Raw genomic sequence first — 21,799 nt, 5'->3', positions numbered from 1 at the left:
CCTGTGGGGAGGGATTCTACAGCGCCCAGCCGTGAAGTGTTATAACCCGAGTCAAGCCTTTGGCGGTTCCGTACGGGCAAAACTTTCACGCTGGAAGAGGGTATCCGCGAGCTTCACCAGCAGTGGACGTTCCACACACCAGCCAGGAGAGACATGACGGAAATTGAGATAGCCAATCGCACAGGCAATGGCGATTGTCGCCAGATTCAGGCTATCACATCGTATTTTTCCCTCCCGAATGAGCGTTTCGCACATATCGAGACTGCGGCTAATCTTTTCACGCTGACGTAATAGCTCGGCTTCAGACTGTTGAGCCGCAGGGCGCGCCTGTTCACGCACAGAGACCAGCGCCGCATCCATGATACCATCGGCCAGGGCTTCAATCTGTTTCACGGCAAGAGCCTCTTTTGGCTCAGATGGCAGCATCGCCGGGGCAATGCCTAACAACTCAATGTATTCCGCAATGATCGGCGAGTCGAACCAGTACTCACCCTCATCCGTGACCAGCGCCGGAACCTTCCCCAAAGGATTGTACTGGGCGACGCCATTTTCCGCGTTGTAGGGCTGTTCATTAACAAACTCAAACGCAATGCCCTTCTCCAGTAAGAGAATCGAGATTTTTCGCACAAAAGGACTGGTATAACTGCCGATAAGTTTCATTGCCTGCTCCTTGATGTTCGCAAAGAGGTCAGTATGGAACACGCAACGAAAAAAAGGCAGGTATGCATATCGCATTCCTGCCTCTGGAGGTTAGTGATCGAGATAGAGATAGTGCATCCAGCTGGTCATGCGCAACAGCACCTTACGCATCACCGAGACGTGAGCAAAATGGTCCGAATAGACTGCAACCTGTGCATAAATACCGTCAGGCAACGCATCCACATCGGCATTCGGAGCCAGCTCTATCGTTGCCAGTACACCATCGGTCCCCGGAACAACCGTCAACGACTGTAATGCTCCCTGAGCCTGGTAGGAACCACCAGGTACGACGGGCAGAATACTGGTGAGTTTACCGGAGAACACCTGGCCTGGCAGGGCATTGAACACGACTTCTGCCTCATCACCCGGCTTCAGGCGCAACAAGGAGTTCTGACGGAACTGCGCAACAATCTGGCGTTTCTGCTCGGGAATAAACACCATCACCGGGCGCAGTGGCAGCGCAGCGGCGTAAGTTCCTGGGCGGATCAATACCTGTGTAACATAACCATTGCTGGGCGCACGCACGATGGTTTGATCCAGATTGTATTTGGCTTCCGCCAGTTGCGCCCGCAGGGAGGCAATCTGCGACTGTTCGCCATTAACCATACTGTCTAACTGGCTTTGAATCTGTGTCTGCTCTGCAACTGAGCCTTTCACCAGCGCATCCTGCGCCAGGTAATTTTGCCGTGCGGTATCGATATCACTCTCAGAGAAGGGATTAACTTTCGCCTGGCTCCCCTTCAGGTAACGCTGGTAATCTTTATACAGGCGGTCACGTTCTGCCGACACGCGAGTGGTATTGGCTTGTGCTTCAGAGAGTTGGGCTTTCAGCACATCAATATTGTGCGTCGCCGTCACCAGGTCAGCCTGCAATCTGTCGACTCGCGCCTGATAACGTACCGGATCGAGTTTAAATAACACCTCACCTTTTTTAATGAGCTGGTTATTTTTATCTGTCACCTCGCTCACGACCCCTGTTACCTGTGGCGTAATCGGAATCGAAATAACCGCTTTCTGTGCCATAAACGTATACGGGTGGTTATAGTTCATCAATAAAATCAATCCTGCCACAATAAACACACCACCTAATGTGGCGGTTGCAAGCGTCCATTGGTTCACGGGAATGCGGAATATTTTAAAAATTGCCCAGGCGAACGCCACATAGGTCAATATAATCAACAGATCCATGATTAACGCTCCGCTGTGTTCTTATCGGCGGTAACATTTACCGCAGCCAGTTTTTTTTCTAACTCAGCGACGCGTTTAGAAAGTACGTCCATGCCGGGGACCTCATCGGGCGACGAGATGTGGTTTTGCATCCCCCAGCCTCGCTCTGGCTGGTACAGCGTTGCCCAAATCCAGAGGAACGGCCAAATAGCGTGCAAAGTGAACAGGCTTATCCAGCCCGCCGTATGGATAGCATCAGCATGGGGATGATTACGCTTTTTGGCCATATTATAGGGGATATCATGGATCGCGATGATTCCATAAAACAGAACCAGGAATACGAAGATCAATACGCCCAGCGCAAAATAGTTGAGAAACATATTTGCCTCACTAAAAAACTTTATCAACTCATTAAAATAATAAAATGGTTCGCGACCAAATTAATTCATTTAGGCACAAAAGCTCGCACCTATATATCAGAGCCGGGGAGTATGGTTTTTTATTATATCTCCGCGCAAGTTTATAAACGTGTCAAAATATATCCTGAAAATAATAGACTACAGTTTACAATATGAGCGTAATCCAGGTTTTTGCTTTTTTCCATACCACATTTTGACGAGCTATTTTTAGCCCTAAATGTTGCTCACTTACATCCCGTCATCGAACCGTAAACAGAGTTAGCCTTTGATCACAGCCAGAAAGATCTGCTTGAATATTTTTTGTGAATCAAATCACAATTTACAAACAATTCAGCAAAGTGATTGTGTGATTTTAATCACAAAACAGATGCCATAATGGTTCATTTCTATCCGTTGTATTTTTTTTACACTCAATTTTTGTGATGAAGATCACTTCATTAAATACCACACCCCCTACATTTACGTGACTCGGATCACACAATTTTTCACTGTCTGGACAGTTGAACGATTCAGTGCCAGATTTCACAGCATCAGAACAGGGCTCGGCTACCTCTGCCGCCGCGCATTAACAATAAACCTCGGGCCGCAAGCCTAAGCGTAAACAGAAGAAGGGGTGTTTTATGTCATCCGATTTCAAGATCAAAGTACAAAGCTTTGGTCGTTTCCTCAGCAACATGGTGATGCCAAATATCGGCGCGTTTATCGCGTGGGGTATTATCACCGCGTTATTTATTCCAACAGGATGGTTGCCGAACGAAACGCTGGCGAAACTTGTTGGCCCAATGATTACTTATCTGCTGCCGCTGCTCATCGGTTTTACCGGTGGTCGTCTGGTCGGTGGTGACCGTGGTGGCGTCGTGGGTGCGATCACCACGATGGGTGTGATCGTCGGTGCTGATATGCCGATGTTCCTTGGCGCGATGATTGCGGGCCCTCTGGGTGGCTGGGCCATCAAGAAATTCGACGTTTGGGTTGATGGCAAGATCAAATCCGGCTTCGAAATGCTGGTGAACAACTTCTCCGCTGGCATCATCGGTATGATCCTGGCGATTCTGGCATTCCTCGGTATTGGCCCTGCAGTTGAAGTGCTGTCCAAAATTCTGGCAGCAGGCGTTAACTTCATGGTTGCGCACGACATGCTGCCGCTGGCGTCAATCTTTGTTGAACCCGCAAAAATCCTGTTCCTCAACAACGCGATCAACCACGGTATCTTCTCACCGCTGGGTATCCAGCAATCTCATGACCTCGGGAAGTCTATCTTCTTCCTGATTGAAGCCAACCCAGGCCCGGGTATGGGTGTTCTGCTGGCGTACATGTTCTTTGGTCGTGGTAGTGCGAAGCAGTCTGCTGGCGGTGCGGCTATCATCCACTTCCTGGGCGGTATCCACGAAATTTACTTCCCATACGTACTGATGAACCCACGTCTGATCCTGGCCGTTATCCTCGGTGGTATGACCGGTGTGTTCACCCTGAGCGTGCTGGGTGGTGGTCTGGTTTCTCCGGCATCTCCAGGTTCCATCCTGGCGGTACTGGCGATGACGCCGAAAGGTGCTTACTTCGCTAACATCGCAGCAATCTGTGCAGCAATGGCCGTCTCCTTCGTGGTCTCTTCTATCCTGCTGAAAACCAGCAAGGTAAAAGAAGAAGACGATATCGAAGCCGCTACACGCCGTATGCAGGATATGAAAGCGGAATCCAAAGGTGCTGCAACCCCACTGGCTGCAGGCGATGTTTCTAACGATCTGAGCCATGTGCGTAAAATCATCGTTGCCTGTGATGCCGGTATGGGGTCCAGCGCAATGGGTGCGGGTGTACTGCGCAAGAAAGTCCAGGATGCGGGCCTGACCAACATCTCCGTGACCAACAGCGCAATCAACAGCCTGCCACCAGATGTCGACCTGGTTATCACGCACCGCGATCTGACCGAACGCGCCATGCGTCAGGTTCCACAGGCGCAGCATATTTCGCTGACCAACTTCCTCGATAGCGGTCTGTACGCGAGCCTGACTGAACGTCTGGTTGCCGCCCAGCGCCATGAAGATAACGAAGTTAAAGTCCGTGACAGCCTGAAAGACAGCTTCGATGCGAACAACAGCCACTTGTTCAAACTGGGCGCGGAGAACATCTTCCTCGGTCGTACCGCGACCCACAAAGAAGAGGCCATTCGCTTTGCCGGTGAGCAACTGGTGAAAGGCGGTTACGTTCAGCCGGAATACGTTGAGGCCATGCTTGAACGTGAAAAACTGACCCCGACTTACCTGGGTGAATCCATCGCGGTTCCACACGGTACGGTTGAAGCAAAAGATCGCGTACTGAAAACAGGTGTTGTGTTCTGTCAGTACCCACAGGGGGTTCGCTTCGGTGAAGAAGAAGACGACATCGCCCGTCTGGTGATTGGTATCGCTGCTCGCAACAACGAGCATATTCAGGTGATTACCAGCCTGACCAACGCGCTTGATGATGAATCCGTCATCGAACGTCTGGCCAGCACCACCAGCGTGGAAGAAGTACTGGCTCTGCTGAACAAGTAATCTTGTTCTCCTCCCTCTCCCCTTTGGGGAGAGGGCTAGGGTGAGGGGAAATGCATGCGGTTCCTCACCCCAGCCCTCTCGGGTAAAAACATTGATGAAGGTTAATACTATGAAAGCATTACATTTTGGCGCAGGTAATATCGGTCGTGGTTTTATCGGCAAACTGCTGGCAGACGCGGGAATTACGCTGACATTCGCCGATGTGAACCAGGTGGTGCTCGACGCCCTGAATGCCCGTCATAGCTATCAGGTCCACGTGGTGGGAGAAAACGAACAGATTGAAACGGTATCTGGCGTTAACGCTGTGAGTAGCATTGGCGACGACGTTATCGACCTGATTGCCCATGTTGATTTGGTGACAACCGCCGTGGGTCCCGTGGTTTTGGAACGTATTGCCCCTGCTGTGGCGAAAGGTCTGGCAAAACGTAAAGCGCAAGGTATCGACACCCCGCTGAACATTATTGCCTGTGAAAATATGGTACGCGGCACGACCCAATTGAAAGGTCACGTTATGGCGGCCGTTGCCGATGAAGATAAAGCCTGGGTTGAAGCCCACGTTGGCTTTGTCGATTCCGCTGTCGACCGTATTGTTCCGCCGTCGGAGTCTGCGACCCATGACCCGCTGGAAGTCACCGTTGAAACCTTCAGCGAGTGGATTGTCGACAAAACTCAGTTCAAAGGCGCGCTGCCTGTTATTCCAGGTATGGAATTAACTGATAACCTGATGGCATTTGTCGAACGTAAACTCTTCACGCTGAACACCGGGCATGCTATAACCGCGTACCTCGGAAAATTGGCCGGTCATCAGACCATCCGTGACGCGATTCTCGATGAGAAAATTCGCGCTGTGGTAAAAGGGGCAATGGATGAAAGTGGCGCAGTGCTGATCAAACGCTACGATTTCGATGCTGAAAAACATGCAGCATACATCCAGAAAATCCTCGGTCGTTTTGAAAACCCGTATCTGAAAGATGATGTTGAACGCGTTGGCCGTCAGCCTCTGCGTAAACTGAGCGCGGGCGATCGCCTGATTAAGCCGCTGCTGGGTACGCTGGAGTATGGCTTACCGCATGCCAACCTGGTAAAAGGGATTTCTGCTGCGATGCACTACCGCAGCGAGCAAGATCCGCAGGCGATTGAGCTGGCTCAGCTTATTGATGATAAAGGCCCTCAGGCCGCGCTGGCGCAGATTTCTGGTCTGGATGCCAACAGTGATGTGGTGGCGGAGGCGGTTAACGCATACAACGCAACCAAATGATGCAGAATGCGGCGCAGGAAACCCTGCGCCTAAATTACAGATTGTCAGATATGCAGCCAATAATGGAACAAACCCAGGCCTTTGAAAATCGTGTGCTTGAGCGTCTGAATGCTGGCAAAACCGTACGAAGTTTCCTGATCGCCGCCGTCGAGTTGTTAACTGAGGCGGTGAATATTCTGGTTCTTCAGGTGTTTCGCAAAGACGACTACGCGGTAAAATATGCTGTAGAACCGTTACTGGACGGAGATGGACCGCTGGGCGATTTATCGGTTCGCCTGAAGCTGATTTATGGTCTTGGCGTGCTCAGCAGGCCGGAGTATGAAGATGCTGAGTTGCTGATGGCGCTGCGCGAAGAGTTGAATCATGATGGTAATGAATACACCTTTACCGATGATGAGATTCTGGGGCCATTCGGTGAGTTGCACTGCGTAAGTGCACTTCCTTCCGCTCCCCATTTTGATAACAGCGACCCTGAGCTGTATGCGATGCAAAAGCTGCGTTATCAGCAAGTTGTTCGTTCTACAATGGTCCTTTCCCTGACTGAGCTGATTTCCCGAATCAGCTTAAAAAAAGCGTTTCAGAAGTAAGCCTGCACACATTGGTGTATCCTTTCCTGTAAATTCCCCCGATTTAGAGTCATTTGTCATGAAAGAAGTCGAAAAGAACGAAATTAAACGCCTGAGCGATCGTCTGGATCTGATCCGTCACCAGATGGCAAGCCTCTCCCTGGTCGATTCCGCCGAGAAGTATGCCGAGCTGGAAAAAGAGACCGCTACGCTGGAAACTGAAATCGAACGCCTGCGCGACGTGAAGAACCAGAAGCTGAGCAAAGAAGCGCAAAAACTGATGAACATGCCACACCGTCGCGCAATCACCAAAAAAGAGCAGGCCGATATGGGCAAGCTGAAAAAAAGCGTGCGCGGCCTGGTGGTAGTACACCCGATGACCGAACTTGGCCGTGAAATGGGCCTGAAAGAGATGACCGGGTTTAGTAAGACAGCATTCTGATTTCCCCAGCCCTCTCCTGCCAGGAGAGGGCGAAAACCGCACAGCCTCCTCCTCTTCCCACGCAAAATTGGCCCAACCAATTCCCCAGACAACTGTCCTCGGCTTCACATTTCCATAATTTTCGCTCACAAAACCATTGCTCATTCATAACATCTGATTAACCATTCATTGTCATTCACCCTACATCACAATATTGGTAGTACCACTTTTACGCACTGTGTGACGCAGAGATGAGCGGAGACTCACCCGCGAAGCAGAACGTGTGGTACTCAGGAGACCTGCATGAGCCTCTGGCAACAAAACTACGATCCGGCCGGGAATATCTGGTTGTCTAGTCTGATCGCATCGCTACCGATCCTGTTCTTCTTCTTTGCGCTGATTAAGCTCAAACTGAAGGGGTATCTTGCCGCCACCTATACCGTCGCCATTGCGCTGGCGGTTGCCCTGCTCTTCTACAAAATGCCCGTAGATCACGCGCTGGCCTCTGTTGTATATGGCTTCTTCTACGGTCTGTGGCCCATCGCCTGGATCATTATTGCGGCGGTATTTGTCTATAAAATATCGGTCAAGACCGGGCAGTTCGACATCATCCGCTCGTCGATTCTCTCCATCACACCGGACCAGCGTTTACAGATGCTGATTGTCGGCTTCTCCTTCGGCGCCTTCCTTGAAGGGGCGGCAGGTTTCGGGGCGCCTGTGGCGATCACCGCCGCACTGCTGGTGGGACTGGGCTTTAACCCGCTTTATGCCGCGGGTCTGTGTCTTATCGTTAACACCGCACCTGTGGCGTTTGGTGCAATGGGCATTCCGATTCTGGTTGCCGGACAGGTGACCGGGCTGGACAGCTTTGAGATCGGCCAGATGGTAGGACGTCAGTTGCCCTTCCTGACCATTATTGTGCTGTTCTGGATCATGGCGATTATGGATGGCTGGCGTGGCGTGAAAGAGACCTGGCCTGCCGTCATGGTTGCGGGCGGATCGTTTGCCATTGCCCAGTATCTGAGCTCAAACTTCCTCGGCCCTGAATTGCCGGACATCATCTCTTCCCTGGTTTCACTGGTCTGTCTGACCCTGTTCCTCAAACGCTGGCAGCCAGTGCGCATTTTCCGTTTTGCTGATATGGGCGCGTCACAGGTTGATCAAACGCTGGCGCGCACAGGCTATACCGCGGGCCAGGTGCTTCGCGCATGGTCGCCGTTCCTGTTTCTGACCGCCACCGTGACGCTGTGGAGCGTGCCACCGTTTAAAGCGCTGTTTGCTCCTGGCGGCGCGCTGTACGACATGGTGATCAACATCTCCGTGCCGTTCCTCGACAAAATGGTTGCTCGCATGCCGCCAGTGGTTCACGCCGCGACGCCATATGCTGCGGTATACAAATTCGACTGGTTCTCTGCCACGGGTACAGCCATTCTGTTTGCCGCTATCCTGTCTGTCATCTGGCTACGCATGAAGCCTGCGGCTGCGGTACAAACCTTTTTCAGCACCATTAAAGAGCTGGCGTTACCGATTTACTCCATTGGGATGGTACTGGCGTTCGCATTTATCTCGAACTATTCAGGCCTGTCATCGACGCTGGCGCTGGCTCTCGCCCATACCAGCCACGCATTCACCTTCTTCTCACCGTTCCTTGGCTGGCTGGGGGTGTTCCTGACCGGTTCTGATACATCATCCAACGCCCTGTTTGCTGCATTGCAGGCGACCGCCGCACAGCAGATTGGCGTTTCAGATGTGCTCCTTGTTGCAGCAAACACCACGGGTGGCGTGACCGGCAAGATGATCTCTCCGCAGTCCATTGCCATTGCCTGTGCTGCCGTTGGACTGGTGGGCAAAGAGTCTGACCTGTTCCGCTTTACCGTCAAACACAGCCTGATATTCACCTGCATGGTGGGCGTGATCACCACGCTACAGGCCTATGTCTTAACCTGGATGATTCCATGATAGTGATGCCCAGACGCCTGTCCGACGAGATAGCCTCTCGCGTGCGGGCGCTGATTGAAGAACAACAGCTGGAGGCGGGCATGAAGTTGCCCGCTGAACGTCAACTTGCCGCCCAGCTTGGCGTATCGCGTAACTCACTGCGTGAAGCGCTGGCGACACTGGTAAACGAAGGGGTGCTGCTCAGCCGCCGAGGCGGCGGCACGTTTGTGCGCTGGCAGCATGACGACTGGTCCGAACAAAATATCGTTCAACCGCTCAAAACGTTGATGGAAAACGACCCGGACTACAGCTTCGACATTCTCGAAGCGCGTCATGCCATCGAAGCCAGCACCGCCTGGCATGCGGCCATGCGGGCAACCGATGCTGATAAAGAGAAGCTCAAAACCTGTTTTGATGCGACACAAAGCAGCGATCCGGATATCGCCTCACAGGCCGACGTGCGTTTTCATCTGGCGATTGCCGAGGCATCGCACAACATCGTCCTGCTCCAGACAATGCGCGGCTTCTTTGACCTGCTGCAATCTTCCGTGAAGCAGAGTCGTCAGCGTATGTATCTGGTCCCGCCGGTCTTTGCTCAATTGACCGAGCAGCACGAAGCGGTGCTCAACGCCATTCTGACAGGTGATGCCGAGGCCGCACGCAAAGCGATGATGGCGCACCTGGGTTTCGTCCATACCACCATTAAACGATTTGATGAAGATCAGGCCCGACAGGCGCGCATTACCCGTCTGCCTGGCGATCATGATATTTCCAGGGAGAACAAAGCATGATTATTTCTGCAGCCAGTGACTATCGCGCAGCAGCGCAGCGCATTTTGCCGCCATTCCTGTTTCACTACATCGATGGCGGGGCCTATGCCGAGCACACACTGCGTCGTAACGTGGAAGACCTGTCGGAAGTGGCCCTGCGCCAGCGCGTGTTGAAGAATATGTCTGACCTGAGCCTTGAGACGAAGCTGTTCAACGAAACGCTCTCTATGCCTGTTGCCCTCGCCCCTGTTGGTCTGTGCGGCATGTATGCCCGTCGGGGGGAAGTACAGGCAGCAGCAGCGGCGGATGCGAAAGGTATTCCGTTTACCCTCTCGACGGTCTCGGTCTGCCCGATTGAAGAAGTCGCGCCCACCATCAAACGTCCAATGTGGTTCCAGCTGTACGTTTTGCGCGATCGTGGTTTTATGCGTAATGCGCTGGAGCGTGCTAAAGCCGCAGGGTGCTCAACGCTGGTCTTTACCGTTGATATGCCAACACCTGGCGCGCGCTATCGCGATGCTCACTCCGGTATGAGCGGCCCGAATGCCGCTATTCGCCGTTACTGGCAAGCTGTTACCCATCCACAATGGGCGTGGGATGTGGGTTTGAATGGTCGTCCACACGATCTGGGAAATATCTCCGCCTATCTCGGTAAACCAACCGGGCTCGAGGATTACATTGGCTGGCTGGCGAATAACTTCGATCCGTCCATCTCCTGGAAAGACCTCGAGTGGATCCGTGAATTCTGGGATGGCCCGATGGTGATCAAAGGGATCCTTGACCCAGAAGATGCCCGCGATGCTGTCCGCTTTGGCGCGGACGGGATTGTGGTCTCTAACCACGGAGGACGTCAGTTGGATGGCGTACTCTCTTCTGCCCGCGCGCTGCCAGCCATTGCCGATGCGGTGAAAGGCGATATCGCCATCCTGGCCGACAGCGGTATTCGCAACGGGCTGGACGTAGTGCGCATGATTGCCCTGGGGGCGGATAGCGTGCTGCTGGGACGTGCGTATCTGTATGCCCTGGCGACCCACGGCCAGGCGGGTGTGGCAAACCTGCTGAACCTCATAGAGAAAGAGATGAAAGTGGCGATGACCCTGACTGGCGCGAAGTCGATTAGCGAAATCAGCCAGGATTCGCTGGTGCAAGAACTGGGGAAACGCCAGAAAGCTCTGGCCCCACTGTCGCAGGGGAATGCGGCTTAAGCGTTGTGCGATCCGGCCCTTTAACCCTCTCCCCAAAGGGGAGAGGGGATGTTATTCTGCCCCGCAATTAAGGGGGCAGTATGCTTAACATCGTCTTATTCGAACCAGAAATTCCACCCAATACCGGAAATATCATTCGCCTGTGCGCTAACACCGGTTTTCGTCTGCATATTATTGAGCCGATGGGCTTTACGTGGGATGACAAGCGTCTGCGCCGTGCAGGGCTGGATTATCACGAATTTACGGCAGTGGTTCGCCACCACGATTATGCTGCGTTTATGGCCGCCGAAAACCCACAGCGCATATTTGCCCTGACGACCAAAGGCACTCCGGCTCACAGTGCGGTGAGCTACCAGGAAGGGGATTATCTGATGTTTGGCCCGGAAACCCGTGGTCTGCCAGCAACCATTCTGGATGCCCTGCCAGCAGAACAAAAAATTCGAATTCCGATGATGCCAGACAGCCGTAGCATGAACCTGTCTAATGCGGTGTCGGTGGTGGTGTATGAAGCCTGGCGCCAGCTGGGATATCCTGGCGCCATACTGAGAAGCTAGATGCCGTCACCATACTCGAACGTATGGTGAATGCCGTTGAAGTGCTGATCCATATCCATCGCAGGCTTATCGCTCTCTGGCTTACCGACAATACGTGCCGGTACGCCAGCAGCCGTGGTGTGCGGCGGAACTGGTTGCAGTACCACAGAACCCGCGCCAATTTTCGCTCCGCGGCCGACTTCGATATTGCCGAGGATCTTTGCCCCCGCGCCAATCATCACCCCTTCACGAATTTTCGGATGACGATCGCCACTGGTTTTGCCCGTACCGCCAAGCGTTACGGACTGGAGGATTGAAACGTCATCTTCGATCACCGCTGTTTCACCCACCACAATCCCGGTGGCGTGGTCGAGCATAATGCCCCGCCCAATTTTCGCGGCCGGGTGAATATCGACCTGGAAGGTAACGGACACCTGGTTTTGCAGGAAGATAGCCAGCGCACGGCGACCTTCATTCCACAGCCAGTGACCGATACGGTATGCCTGTAAGGCGTGGAAGCCTTTCAAGTACAGCAGCGGCGTAGAGTATTTATCCACCGCCGGGTCACGCGTGCGCACAGCCTGAATGTCACAGGCGGCAGAGGCGATCATTTCTGGATCAGCGGCATAGGCCTCTTCCACCACTTCACGAATGGCGATAGCAGGCATAATCGAAGAGGCCAGCTTGTTGGCAAGCATATAGCTCAGGGCGCTGCCGAGATTTTCGTGCTTGAGTAGCGTCGCGTGGTAGAAACTGGCAAGCATAGGCTCACAGTCAGCCAAAGCCCGGGCTTCGGCTTTTATATTGTTCCAGACGATATCCAGTTCTTCACACGGCATTGCTTACTCCAGACGTAATAGAACGATCGGCCAGTCTTTGCTGGCCGTATCGTTGGGTGACAACGGTTCCCTGCGACTATCTCCACCTTACTTCAGGCAGCATGTACGTTGGCTGCGCGAATTATTGCGGGGAGATATTGCTACGCTCGTCCTTGCGCGCACGACCTAATAAGGTCAATGCTGCCTCGCGCGCATTTTTTCCGCAATACAATACCTGATAAATTTCCTCGGTTATTGGCATTTCGACACCAAAACGGTGCGCCAATTCCCGTACTTCTTTGGTATTGCGGTAGCCTTCCACCACCTGACCAATCTTCTCCTGCGCGCCTTTCACATCCATGCCCTGTCCAAGCATCATGCCAAAACGGCGGTTACGAGACTGGTTGTCAGTACAGGTCAGAACCAGATCGCCTAAACCCGCCATCCCCATGAAGGTGGCAGGATCAGCACCAAGCGCCGCGCCGAGACGCGACATTTCGGTTAACCCGCGGGTGATGAGAGCTGTTCGCGCGTTTGCACCAAAGCCAATACCGTCAGACATCCCCGCACCAATCGCGATAACGTTTTTCACCGCACCGCCCAGCTGCACACCGATAAAATCGGGGTTACTGTAGACACGGAAACTTTTACCGCAGTGCAGTAGATGCTGGAGATCGTCGGAGAAAGTCTGATCGGTAGAAGCCAGTGAGATAGCCGTAGGCAAGCCTGCTGCCAGCTCTTTAGCAAATGTTGGCCCGGAAATCACCGCCAGCGGGATAACGTCGCCCAGTGCTTCTCGAGCAACATCCTGCAGCAGACGCCCGGTTTCAGCTTCCAGCCCTTTCGTAGCCCAGACAATACGTGCATCCGGCCGCATCAGCGGCTTAATCTGACGCAGAACTTCACCAAACACATGGCTCGGAACCACGATCAGAATGTTACGGCTGGCGGCCAGAGCAGCCGCGAGATCGCTTTCGAGATGCAGTGAATCAGGGAAAGGCACATCAGGGAGAAACGCAACGTTGCAGCGATCGTGCTGCAACGTTGCGATATGTTTGGGATCGTGGCCCCACAGGACCACTTCGTGACCATTTCTTGCCAGAGTGATGGCAAGAGCGGTGCCGTATGAGCCGGCACCGATCACAGTCATTGACGCATTAACTGTGCTCATCAGGCATCCTGATGTTGTTCAGCACCTTCGCCAGACTGCTGCTGCAGATAGTTCATGAACAGCGCATCGAAGTTTACTGGCGCAAGGTTCAGTTGCGGGAACGTACCGCGAGAAACCAGGCTGGTGATGCATTCGCGAGCATACGGGAACAGGATGTTCGGGCAGTATGCACCCAGGCAGTGCGCCAGTTGATTACCTTCAATACCGCCAACTGAGAAGATACCACCCTGCTGAACTTCACACAGGAACGCAGTTTCTTCACCCAGGGAAGCGGTGACGGTTACACGCAGTACGACTTCATACACATCATCCGCCAATTGGGTAGATGCGGTATCAAGATCAAGTTTAACCTCTGGCTGCCAATCTTTCTGGAAAACGTGCGGTGCATTTGGTGCTTCAAAAGAGACATCTTTGGTGTAGATGCGCTGAATCTGGAAAGTCATTTCTGTGTTGTTTTGTTCTGACATGGAAAAACCCTTTTTAATTGTCCTAAAACGCTCTTACAGCAGGGGATCAAGTCCACCACGCGCATCAAGCGCATACAAGTCATCACAGCCGCCAATGTGCTGCGCATCAATAAAAATCTGCGGAACCGTCGTACGACCACTACGTTGAATCATCTCTTCGCGTTTTGTCGCGTCACCATCAATAGGCAGTTCCTGGAACGTTGCGCCTTTGCTGTTCAACAGCGCTTTTGCACGGTGGCAAAACGGACAGGTTGCTTTGGTGTAGATCTCAATATGGGCCATGACTGAACTCCTTATTTACCGCGAACCAACGGAAGATTTTCCCCGCTCCAGCCGGAAATACCTTCTTTCAGTACAGAAACGTTTTCGAAACCTGCTTTATTCAGCGCGCTGGCAGATTCCTGAGCCTGCATGCCAGTACCGTCAACAACAATAATGGGCTGAGCTTTATGTTTTTCCAGCTCACCAACATTATTTGCTTTGATTTCAGCAGGCAGCAAGTTAACAGAACCTGCAATGTGGCCTTTACGGAAATCGTCACGCTGACGCAGGTCGACAACCACGGCGTCTTCTTTGTTGATAAGACGCGTTGCTTCACCACGAGTAATAACCTTAACTTTAGACGTCAGGCCTTTAAAGGTCATGAAAAGCACAGCGACCAGCAGACCAATCCACGCGATGCTCAGCACCGGATGGCGGCTAACAAATTGCATAATTTCTTGCATGGGGGGTAACAACTCCCGACTAAGTGATTAAAAAAACCAGGACAGGAGTATACCTGTGCGTTGTGGCAAATACAGCCAGCGACAATAAGCTAATCCATTTTCTGCGGCATGCCACGAAAAAAAAGCCTCAAAATGACCGGAGAAGAACCTTGCCCCTACGCATTCTTTGATCTTCTGCGGCTATTTGATCGATTCAGCTGTAGTAAAATTACGCAAATTTTTTGTCTCTTGAGCATGAGGTTGTCGCAATGTCGGTTTCTAAAAAACCTATGGTACTGGTGATTCTGGATGGTTATGGCTATCGTGAAGACAGCCAGGATAACGCCATTTTCAACGCCAAAACCCCTGTCATGGATGCACTGTGGGCAAAACGTCCGCATACCCTGATTGACGCGTCTGGCCTGGAAGTGGGCCTGCCTGATCGCCAGATGGGTAACTCCGAAGTGGGTCACGTAAACCTGGGCGCGGGTCGTATTGTGTATCAGGATCTGACCCGTCTGGACGTTGAAATCAAAGAACGTACTTTCTTCACGAACCCCGTGCTGAGCGGTGCTGTAGATAAAGCGGTAGCCGCTGGCAAAGCGGTTCATATCATGGGCCTGCTCTCCGCAGGCGGCGTTCACAGCCATGAAGAGCACATCATGGCAATGGTTGAGCTGGCCGCTGAACGCGGTGCTGAAAAAATCTACCTGCACGCTTTCCTGGATGGCCGTGATACGCCACCACGTAGCGCGAAGTCCTCATTACAAGCCTTCGAAGACAAGTTTGCCGCGCTAGGCAAAGGCCGTGTGGCATCCATCATTGGCCGTTACTACGCAATGGATCGTGACAATCGCTGGGATCGCGTTGAACAAGCTTATGACCTGATGACTCAGGCAAAAGGTGAGTTCCAGTTCGCTACCGCCGTTGAAGGCCTGGAAGCTGCTTACGCGCGCGATGAGAACGACGAGTTTGTGAAAGCAACCGTGATCCGTGCGAAAGGCCAGGCGGATGCAGCAATGGAAGACGGCGATGCGCTGATTTTCATGAACTTCCGTGCTGACCGTGCGCGCGAAATCACTCGTGCATTCGTGAACACCGATTTCGACGGCTTCGCTCGTAAAAAAGTGGTTAAGCTCGACTTCATTCAACTCACGGAATACGCTGCCGACATCAAAGCCCCTTGCGCTTACCCACCTGCATCGCTGGCGAACACCCTCGGTGAGTGGATGGCGAAGAACGATAAAACTCAGTTGCGTATCTCCGAAACCGAGAAATATGCTCACGTCACCTTCTTCTTTAACGGTGGCGTTGAAGAACCGTTCAAAGGCGAAGACCGTATTCTGATCAACTCACCAAAAGTGGCTACCTACGATTTACAGCCAGAAATGAGCTCCGCCGAACTGACTGAAAAACTGGTTGAGGCTATCGAAAGCGGTAAGTACGACACCATCATCTGTAACTATCCAAATGGTGACATGGTTGGCCACACCGGTGTGATGGAAGCGGCAGTGAAAGCCGTTGAAGCGCTGGATCACTGTGTTGAACAAGTCGTCAAAGCGGTTGAAAACGCAGGTGGTCAGCTGTTGATTACTGCCGATCATGGTAACGCAGAACAGATGCGCGACCCGGCAACCGGTCAGGCACACACGGCACACACCAACTTGCCAGTTCCGCTGATCTACGTGGGTGATAAAGCCCTGAAAGCAGTGGAAGGCGGCAAACTTTCTGACATCGCGCCAACCATGTTGACGCTGATGGGTATGGAAATCCCGCAAGAGATGACTGGCAAGCCGCTGTTCATCGTGGAATAATCGCTCCCCATGAGGGGAAAGGCGATTTTTTCAATCACATGGGTCGTGAAGCCGTTACGGTTATCAGTCAGGCCCCTGCTTTACGCCAGCGTACTCAGCGCTGGCGTATTGCTGTGCGCGACATCCGCCCACGCGGACGATCGCGACCAGCTAAAATCTATTCAGGATGATATCGCCGCCAAAGAGCGTGCGGTACGTCAGCAGCAACAGCAACGCGCCTCACTGCTTGCCCAACTCCAGCAGCAGGAAGAAGCCATTTCCGTCGCCACACGCAAACTGCGTGAAACCCAGAACACCCTGGCCCAGTTAAATAAGCAAATCAATGAGATGAATGCTTCGATTGCAAAACTGGAGCGCCAGCGGGACGCACAGGAACGCAACCTGGCTGCACAGCTTGATGCGGCATTCCGTCAGGGTGAACATACGGGTATTCAGCTCATACTGAGCGGCGAGGAAAGTCAACGCGGCCAGCGTTTACAAGCCTATTTTGGTTATCTGAACCAGGCGCGTCAGGAGACTATTGCGCAGCTAAAGCAAACGCGCGAAGAAGTCACCACGCAAAAAGCCGAGCTGGAAGAGAAGCAGAGCCAGCAGCAAACACTGCTCTACGATCAACAGGCGCAGCAAGCCAGGCTTGAACAGGCACGTAACGAGCGTAAGAAAACACTCGCCGGCCTGGAGTCCTCTATCCAGGAAAGCCAGAGCCAGTTGAGCGAGATGCGCGCCAACGAATCCAAACTGCGCAGCAGCATTGCGCGTGCGGAAGCGGCAGCGAAAGCCCGCGCCGAGAAAGAGGCCCGCGATGCGCAGGCCGTGCGCGATCGCCAGCAAGAAGCCTCCCGCAAAGGCACTACCTACAAACCAACCGACAGTGAACGCTCGCTGATGTCGCGTACCGGAGGTCTGGGCTCTCCACGAGGTCAGGCATTCTGGCCCGTCCGTGGTTCGATCCTGCATCGCTATGGCGAACAACTCCAGGGCGAGCTACGCTGGAAAGGGATTGTTATCGGCGCATCCGAAGGTAGCGAAGTGAAAGCCATTGCCGATGGCCGCGTGATCCTTGCCGACTGGCTTCAGGGCTACGGGCTTGTCGTGGTGGTCGAACACGGTAAAGGCGATATGAGTCTTTACGGCTACAATCAAAGCGCCCTGGTCAGCGTAGGCACACAAGTGCGCGCAGGCCAACCTATCGCCCTTGTGGGCAGCAGTGGCGGTCAGGGCCGCCCGTCACTCTATTTCGAAATTCGTCGCCAGGGTCAGGCGGTCAATCCACAGCCGTGGTTGGGAAGATAAGTTTTGCTTCAATTTCGTCGAATTGTTCTCTCCGTCACCAGCGCACTGGTGCTGGCAGCACCGGCATTCGCAGGCAAACTCGCCATTGTGATTGATGACTTCGGTTATCGGCCACAAACCGAAAATCAGGTTCTGGCAATGCCTTCCGCTATCTCTGTTGCTGTGCTCCCTAATGCTCCCCATGCGCGCGAGATGGCCACCAAAGCCCACAACAGCGGGCATCAGGTGTTAATTCATCTCCCAATGGCCCCGCTCAGCAAGCAACCGCTGGAAAAAGACACTCTGCGCCCGGACATGAGCAGTGATGAGATCGCTCGAATTATCCACGATGCTTACAACAAAGTGCCGTATGCCGTTGGGCTGAACAACCATATGGGCAGCGCGATGACATCCAGTTTGCCGGGTATGCTGAAGGTGATGCAGGCGCTGGAACGTTACAATCTCTATTTCCTCGACAGTATGACCATCGGCAATAGTCAGGCCATGCGGGCGGCTCAGGGAACAGGCGTGAAGGTGATTAAGCGCAAGGTGTTCCTGGATGATACGCAAAACGAAGCGGATATCCGCGTGCAGTTTAATCGCGCGGTACAGCTGGCTCGTCGCAATGGCTCCGCAATTGCCATCGGCCATCCGCATCCGACAACCGTTCGCGTCCTGCAACAAATGTTGCCGACATTGCCTGGCGATATCACTCTCGTGCGTCCTGGTGACCTGCTGAACGAACCACAAGTTGATACCTCGACGCCAAACCTGAACACCACACAGCCCGTTTCTCAGCCACGCAATCCGTTCCGTGGCGTAAAACTCTGCAAACCGAAAAAACCGCTTGAACCTGTTTACGCAACGCATTTCTTCTCTGTGATTGGGGAGAGCATCAGCGAAAGCACGCTGGTGAAATACGTTCAGCAACAGTGGCAGGGCTGGGGTAACAAATCCTGATACTAAAAAGCCACCTGGCAAGGTGGCTTTTTTTATCACTGAAGACGGAAGGAACCGTCCAGAATTTGACTGTAAACCGTCGGCTGGCCCTTATCGATGGTGCGGTATTGTTCTTTATGAGAGAGTTTGTAAATACCCACAGGATCACGCTTCAAGACCTCTACAGCCTTCTCATCCGGGACCGAAGAAATGAACTGGCGAATCAAAAAGCGATTATTTCCGGTAATCGGCTGTTCTTCCATGACCTGATGAAACTGCGGATATCTCTCTCTGGCATATAAGAAGCTGTAATCAATTAAGAAATATTCGATCAGGGTATCGTGATGCTGCCAGTAACTGTAAAGAATATCCCGGACCAGCCTGACTAACGCATTCCCCTTTTGAGCCGCAAGAAAATACGCCGTCCAGTATCCCTGGCTCACGGCGCCCTCATGCTGGTCAAAACGCAGCGATGAGAAGCGTTTTTCATAGAAGGATTCAGGCAATGGTTTACTCATGAAAACCGTCGCATCCATCCAGATCCCACCATACTGATACAGCAAAGAGCAGCGAACAATGTCCGAATATTGTGCCTTACTAATCAACCCCGACTGGTACTTCGTTTTAATGTGTTCGGGCAAAGAGAGATAATCAGGAATATTATCATCCGTCAGGATAACGACCTGTGCGTCTGGTGTATGACGCTGTACGGATTCAATGCAACGCTTAACCAGCGCTGGCGCACTCTCCAGCCCCTGAAACCAGCAGATCCAGATGATACGCGATTGCGCAGCGTGAGCCTCAACGACCGGTTCTGCCTGAATACCCAGGCTATCGATGACGCTAAAGAGCGCCTCTTTTTTCTTTTTCTCAAAATGCCACGCCGCCCGTTGAAAAAAAGAAAGCCCGGTCTTCTTATACCAGCGCCGGGTTTTCTTGATGAGTGTATTAATCATATTGATGTTCATCACGTCACCTTACTTCAACTCAAAACATTTCTTTTAATGTGCGACGGAAAAGTTTCATTCTTAACTTAGCGTCTTTCTTATGTCCACGTAATAAACGATTCATTCGTTTAGAGGTAAATCCTCTAAACGACATTAGCTGGAACAGGTTATTACTTTTTGTCTCTTCAGACATATGCTCGCGATATTTAAAATAAAGCTTACGATAAGCATTGTATTTTTTAATTTGTGATGTAATTCGGTTACTGCCGTGTTCCGCATCCACCATTGCCGTAGTAAAGCTGTACTTAATGCCAGGGCCGTATTTCAGGATTAATTTAATCCAGACATCACGATCCTGCTGCTGTTTGATTTCAGGGGAAAATCCGCCGACGCCCAAAAGCTTTTCGCGAGTCGTCAGAACCTGGTTACCAACGACGTTCTCACAAAGAACATCCTGTAATCCTATAATTCTTTTATCATTGGTGTCAGGGTAAGTACCGTGGGTTTTGTCCAGTCGGGCAAGTGTATCCGTCACGAAAGCGTAGTTTTCATCATAGCGAGAAACCAGTTTCGACAAACGCTCTGGCAAGAAGTAATCATCATCATCAAGGCCGGTCACGAAAACACCCTGCGACAGAGCATAACCACGGTTGCGACTGAAGTTAGAGCCGCTATTTTTCGCATTGCGCTCATAAATGAAATTCACAAAGCGTGTTTCACACTCCGCTCTTATGCGCCCTATCAATTGTGGTGTTTTTTCGTTCGAGCAATCATCAACAATAATCAATTCTACCGCAGGATATGTTTGGGCGATTACTGAGCGAATAGCACGCTCCAGTAAGTCCTCTCGATTGTAGGTAGTGATAATTACCGATATCAGTTCGTTCATAGCCTGCTCGTCTGGTCAATGGCATTTCTCCACCGGAAGAATACCGTTTTCCCGGCGGAGAATCAAAATGATTACTTAATGACACTTCGGTGCTTGTTCTGCTCCAGGAAAACAACCGACATAATAAGTGTCAACATCCAGGCAACAGGTGTAGTTTTGGAATAGAACATGACACCACTTAAACCGAATAAAATTAATGAAGCTAAAAAAGCGCATAAAATAATACTATTCAGTTTACGTAACGCGTACCAGGCAAAGGAGATAATAAACAGAATATACAAAATAACGCCCGATGGTCCCTTTAATGAGAGGGTCTCGATAAATTCATTATGCAGATGCCCACGGATATAATCGAGCGCACCGGACAAGCTTGGGTCCTTATCGATCTGGGTAACTATCTTTGCGTTTCGCGCATCCGTTGATTGCCACAGGTAATTATCTTTCGCCGCAGACAACCCGGTTTCCCACATCGCAAGACGCGCTCCGATGGATGTCGTGCTGTTTTCCTTATCATAGGCAACGATATCATTGTTAAAGTCGTTATAGCGGTGCGTCAGACTGTTTTTCATCATGAATGCACCAGCCAGCAAAGCGACAAGAAAAACAGCAACGCCTTTCCAGGGAATATGCTTCTCTTTGTAAAACTTCACCAGCAGCAGACCAAAGAAGATAACGGGATAAGTTAAAATTGCCGCACGGGTTTCAGTCGCGACCAGGATCAGGAAAGTGATAAAGAAATGACCAAGAATAAAAAACTCTTTCCATTTACTGAGGCTATGTTGGGCAACCAGAATAATGTAGAAGGAAATAAAGGTGATGGTATATGCAGCCCCTGTTGCATCCGTGCCGCCCGCCAGAGAAAGCGTGACCCTTTGGCTTTCGAGGAAGAAATGCTGATAACCACCATATATTATAATGCTCAGTTGCAACACGATCGCCAGCAGAGCATGGATTTTATTACTGCCTACTTTTAGGTGGTTATTATTCGCGAAGATAAACAGAGAAAAAGCACCGAATATGCATATTTTTCCGGCCTCAAGATAAGCACGGTAAGAGTTAATGGCCGAACTCCCATCCACTTTGAACATTCTGTACCAGACTAAATCACTGACTCCGATGATAAACAGCACGAGACAAAGCCAAAAAGCATCGTGCTTTTTCACATTTTTAATGTCCAGGATAAAAATAACCAGTGCCGTCATCCACGCCGCGCTAAGCACTTTCGCAGATGCGTTTGGCTCAACAACAACACAGCCAAACGCGATCACGCA

Annotated in this window: 22 protein-coding genes; 11 read left to right on the top strand and 11 right to left on the bottom strand. The window is 51.8% G+C overall.

Annotated elements, in window-relative coordinates; genetic code table 11:
* Positions 1-51: 51 nt before the first annotated feature.
* From GF617_RS14820 to GF617_RS14810, 3 genes are all read right to left on the bottom strand, one after another.
* Complete coding sequence (locus GF617_RS14820; protein ID WP_181621737.1) at positions 52-660, bottom strand: glutathione S-transferase; 609 nt, start codon at positions 658-660, stop codon at positions 52-54.
* A gap of 90 nt (positions 661-750) precedes the next feature.
* Positions 751-1,887: an HlyD family secretion protein gene (locus GF617_RS14815; protein ID WP_181621736.1), complete on the bottom strand. Its 1,137-nt coding sequence runs from the start codon at positions 1,885-1,887 to the stop codon at positions 751-753.
* A gap of 2 nt (positions 1,888-1,889) precedes the next feature.
* On the bottom strand, positions 1,890-2,246 hold the full coding sequence (locus tag GF617_RS14810) for a DUF3302 domain-containing protein (protein ID WP_181621735.1): 357 nt from the start codon (positions 2,244-2,246) through the stop codon (positions 1,890-1,892).
* A 659-nt stretch (positions 2,247-2,905) separates the two neighbouring features.
* Between GF617_RS14810 and GF617_RS14805 the strand changes: the two genes are divergently transcribed.
* From GF617_RS14805 to trmL, 8 genes are all read left to right on the top strand, one after another.
* Positions 2,906-4,816, top strand: a complete 1,911-nt coding sequence (locus GF617_RS14805; protein ID WP_181621734.1) for a PTS mannitol transporter subunit IICBA — start codon at positions 2,906-2,908, stop codon at positions 4,814-4,816.
* A 109-nt stretch (positions 4,817-4,925) separates the two neighbouring features.
* On the top strand, positions 4,926-6,074 hold the full coding sequence (gene mtlD / locus GF617_RS14800) for a mannitol-1-phosphate 5-dehydrogenase (RefSeq protein ID WP_203451987.1): 1,149 nt from the start codon (positions 4,926-4,928) through the stop codon (positions 6,072-6,074).
* Positions 6,071-6,661, top strand: a complete 591-nt coding sequence (gene mtlR, locus GF617_RS14795) for a mannitol operon repressor MtlR (RefSeq protein WP_181621732.1) — start codon at positions 6,071-6,073, stop codon at positions 6,659-6,661. The genes mtlD and mtlR overlap by 4 nt, the downstream gene beginning before the upstream one ends.
* Before the next feature lie 58 nt (positions 6,662-6,719).
* Positions 6,720-7,082: a YibL family ribosome-associated protein gene (locus GF617_RS14790; protein ID WP_181621731.1), complete on the top strand. Its 363-nt coding sequence runs from the start codon at positions 6,720-6,722 to the stop codon at positions 7,080-7,082.
* A 282-nt stretch (positions 7,083-7,364) separates the two neighbouring features.
* Entirely contained in the window at positions 7,365-9,020 is a 1,656-nt protein-coding gene (gene lldP / locus GF617_RS14785; protein ID WP_181621730.1) for an L-lactate permease, read from the top strand.
* Positions 9,017-9,790, top strand: coding sequence for a transcriptional regulator LldR (gene lldR / locus GF617_RS14780; protein WP_181621729.1), 774 nt, complete (start codon positions 9,017-9,019; stop codon positions 9,788-9,790). Before lldP ends, lldR begins: the two co-directional genes overlap by 4 nt.
* Entirely contained in the window at positions 9,787-10,974 is a 1,188-nt protein-coding gene (gene lldD, locus GF617_RS14775) for an FMN-dependent L-lactate dehydrogenase LldD (protein ID WP_181621728.1), read from the top strand. The genes lldR and lldD overlap by 4 nt, the downstream gene beginning before the upstream one ends.
* Positions 10,975-11,054: 80 nt before the next feature.
* Complete coding sequence (gene trmL, locus GF617_RS14770; RefSeq protein WP_181621727.1) at positions 11,055-11,528, top strand: tRNA (uridine(34)/cytosine(34)/5-carboxymethylaminomethyluridine(34)-2'-O)-methyltransferase TrmL; 474 nt, start codon at positions 11,055-11,057, stop codon at positions 11,526-11,528.
* On the opposite strand, the gene cysE is transcribed toward trmL, so the two are convergent.
* The 5 genes from cysE to GF617_RS14745 form a co-directional block, all read right to left on the bottom strand.
* Positions 11,525-12,346 carry a serine O-acetyltransferase gene (cysE, locus tag GF617_RS14765; protein ID WP_059180464.1) on the bottom strand — a complete coding sequence of 274 codons (822 nt, stop codon included), beginning with the start codon at positions 12,344-12,346 and terminating at the stop codon, positions 11,525-11,527. The two genes, trmL and cysE, sit on opposite strands and share 4 nt — an antisense overlap.
* 121 nt (positions 12,347-12,467) lie before the next feature.
* Positions 12,468-13,496 carry an NAD(P)H-dependent glycerol-3-phosphate dehydrogenase gene (gene gpsA / locus GF617_RS14760; protein WP_181621726.1) on the bottom strand — a complete coding sequence of 343 codons (1,029 nt, stop codon included), beginning with the start codon at positions 13,494-13,496 and terminating at the stop codon, positions 12,468-12,470.
* A complete protein-coding gene (gene secB, locus GF617_RS14755; protein WP_181621725.1) occupies positions 13,496-13,963 on the bottom strand; it encodes a protein-export chaperone SecB in 468 nt (155 codons plus the stop codon). The genes gpsA and secB overlap by 1 nt, the downstream gene beginning before the upstream one ends.
* A gap of 33 nt (positions 13,964-13,996) precedes the next feature.
* A complete protein-coding gene (gene grxC / locus GF617_RS14750; RefSeq protein ID WP_181621724.1) occupies positions 13,997-14,245 on the bottom strand; it encodes a glutaredoxin 3 in 249 nt (82 codons plus the stop codon).
* Positions 14,246-14,256: 11 nt separating this feature from the next.
* Positions 14,257-14,688 (bottom strand): rhodanese-like domain-containing protein, encoded by a 432-nt coding sequence (locus GF617_RS14745; protein ID WP_181621723.1) that lies wholly within the window; start codon positions 14,686-14,688, stop codon positions 14,257-14,259.
* A gap of 248 nt (positions 14,689-14,936) precedes the next feature.
* On the opposite strand from GF617_RS14745, the gene gpmM reads away from it, so the two are divergent.
* The 3 genes from gpmM to GF617_RS14730 are packed head-to-tail and all read left to right on the top strand — an operon-like array spanning position 14,937 to position 18,713.
* Entirely contained in the window at positions 14,937-16,481 is a 1,545-nt protein-coding gene (gpmM, locus tag GF617_RS14740; RefSeq protein WP_181621722.1) for a 2,3-bisphosphoglycerate-independent phosphoglycerate mutase, read from the top strand.
* Positions 16,482-16,514: 33 nt separating this feature from the next.
* Positions 16,515-17,774, top strand: a complete 1,260-nt coding sequence (envC, locus tag GF617_RS14735) for a murein hydrolase activator EnvC (protein WP_309228262.1) — start codon at positions 16,515-16,517, stop codon at positions 17,772-17,774.
* Positions 17,775-17,777: 3 nt separating this feature from the next.
* Complete coding sequence (locus GF617_RS14730; RefSeq protein ID WP_203451985.1) at positions 17,778-18,713, top strand: divergent polysaccharide deacetylase family protein; 936 nt, start codon at positions 17,778-17,780, stop codon at positions 18,711-18,713.
* Positions 18,714-18,748: 35 nt separating this feature from the next.
* On the opposite strand, the gene GF617_RS14725 is transcribed toward GF617_RS14730, so the two are convergent.
* From GF617_RS14725 to GF617_RS14715, 3 genes are all read right to left on the bottom strand, one after another.
* Positions 18,749-19,660, bottom strand: coding sequence for a capsular polysaccharide synthesis protein (locus GF617_RS14725; protein ID WP_181621719.1), 912 nt, complete (start codon positions 19,658-19,660; stop codon positions 18,749-18,751).
* Positions 19,661-19,679: 19 nt separating this feature from the next.
* Positions 19,680-20,528, bottom strand: a complete 849-nt coding sequence (locus tag GF617_RS14720; protein WP_203451984.1) for a glycosyltransferase — start codon at positions 20,526-20,528, stop codon at positions 19,680-19,682.
* Between the two features lie 71 nt (positions 20,529-20,599).
* Complete coding sequence (locus tag GF617_RS14715; protein WP_309228261.1) at positions 20,600-21,691, bottom strand: O-antigen ligase family protein; 1,092 nt, start codon at positions 21,689-21,691, stop codon at positions 20,600-20,602.
* Positions 21,692-21,799: the final 108 nt, after the last annotated feature.

It is taken from the genome of Lelliottia sp. RWM.1, assembly GCF_016859735.1.
Taxonomy (GTDB): domain Bacteria; phylum Pseudomonadota; class Gammaproteobacteria; order Enterobacterales; family Enterobacteriaceae; genus Enterobacter.
This window is presented reverse-complemented; position numbering and strand designations above follow the sequence as displayed.

Bases quoted from the DNA above. Each gene is read 5' to 3' on its own strand.
- GF617_RS14815 (WP_181621736.1), bottom strand. From the start codon at position 1,887: ATGGATCTGTTGATTATATTGACCTATGTGGCGTTCGCCTGGGCAATT.
- trmL (WP_181621727.1), top strand. From the start codon at position 11,055: ATGCTTAACATCGTCTTATTCGAACCAGAAATTCCACCCAATACCGGA.
- GF617_RS14745 (WP_181621723.1), bottom strand. From the start codon at position 14,688: ATGCAAGAAATTATGCAATTTGTTAGCCGCCATCCGGTGCTGAGCATC.
- grxC (WP_181621724.1), bottom strand. From the start codon at position 14,245: ATGGCCCATATTGAGATCTACACCAAAGCAACCTGTCCGTTTTGCCAC.
- lldR (WP_181621729.1), top strand. From the start codon at position 9,017: ATGATAGTGATGCCCAGACGCCTGTCCGACGAGATAGCCTCTCGCGTG.
- GF617_RS14810 (WP_181621735.1), bottom strand. From the start codon at position 2,246: ATGTTTCTCAACTATTTTGCGCTGGGCGTATTGATCTTCGTATTCCTG.
- cysE (WP_059180464.1), bottom strand. From the start codon at position 12,346: ATGCCGTGTGAAGAACTGGATATCGTCTGGAACAATATAAAAGCCGAA.
- gpmM (WP_181621722.1), top strand. From the start codon at position 14,937: ATGTCGGTTTCTAAAAAACCTATGGTACTGGTGATTCTGGATGGTTAT.
- secB (WP_181621725.1), bottom strand. From the start codon at position 13,963: ATGTCAGAACAAAACAACACAGAAATGACTTTCCAGATTCAGCGCATC.
- lldD (WP_181621728.1), top strand. From the start codon at position 9,787: ATGATTATTTCTGCAGCCAGTGACTATCGCGCAGCAGCGCAGCGCATT.
- GF617_RS14805 (WP_181621734.1), top strand. From the start codon at position 2,906: ATGTCATCCGATTTCAAGATCAAAGTACAAAGCTTTGGTCGTTTCCTC.
- GF617_RS14820 (WP_181621737.1), bottom strand. From the start codon at position 660: ATGAAACTTATCGGCAGTTATACCAGTCCTTTTGTGCGAAAAATCTCG.
- lldP (WP_181621730.1), top strand. From the start codon at position 7,365: ATGAGCCTCTGGCAACAAAACTACGATCCGGCCGGGAATATCTGGTTG.
- GF617_RS14720 (WP_203451984.1), bottom strand. From the start codon at position 20,528: ATGAACGAACTGATATCGGTAATTATCACTACCTACAATCGAGAGGAC.
- GF617_RS14790 (WP_181621731.1), top strand. From the start codon at position 6,720: ATGAAAGAAGTCGAAAAGAACGAAATTAAACGCCTGAGCGATCGTCTG.
- GF617_RS14725 (WP_181621719.1), bottom strand. From the start codon at position 19,660: ATGAACATCAATATGATTAATACACTCATCAAGAAAACCCGGCGCTGG.
- mtlR (WP_181621732.1), top strand. From the start codon at position 6,071: ATGATGCAGAATGCGGCGCAGGAAACCCTGCGCCTAAATTACAGATTG.
- mtlD (WP_203451987.1), top strand. From the start codon at position 4,926: ATGAAAGCATTACATTTTGGCGCAGGTAATATCGGTCGTGGTTTTATC.
- gpsA (WP_181621726.1), bottom strand. From the start codon at position 13,496: ATGAGCACAGTTAATGCGTCAATGACTGTGATCGGTGCCGGCTCATAC.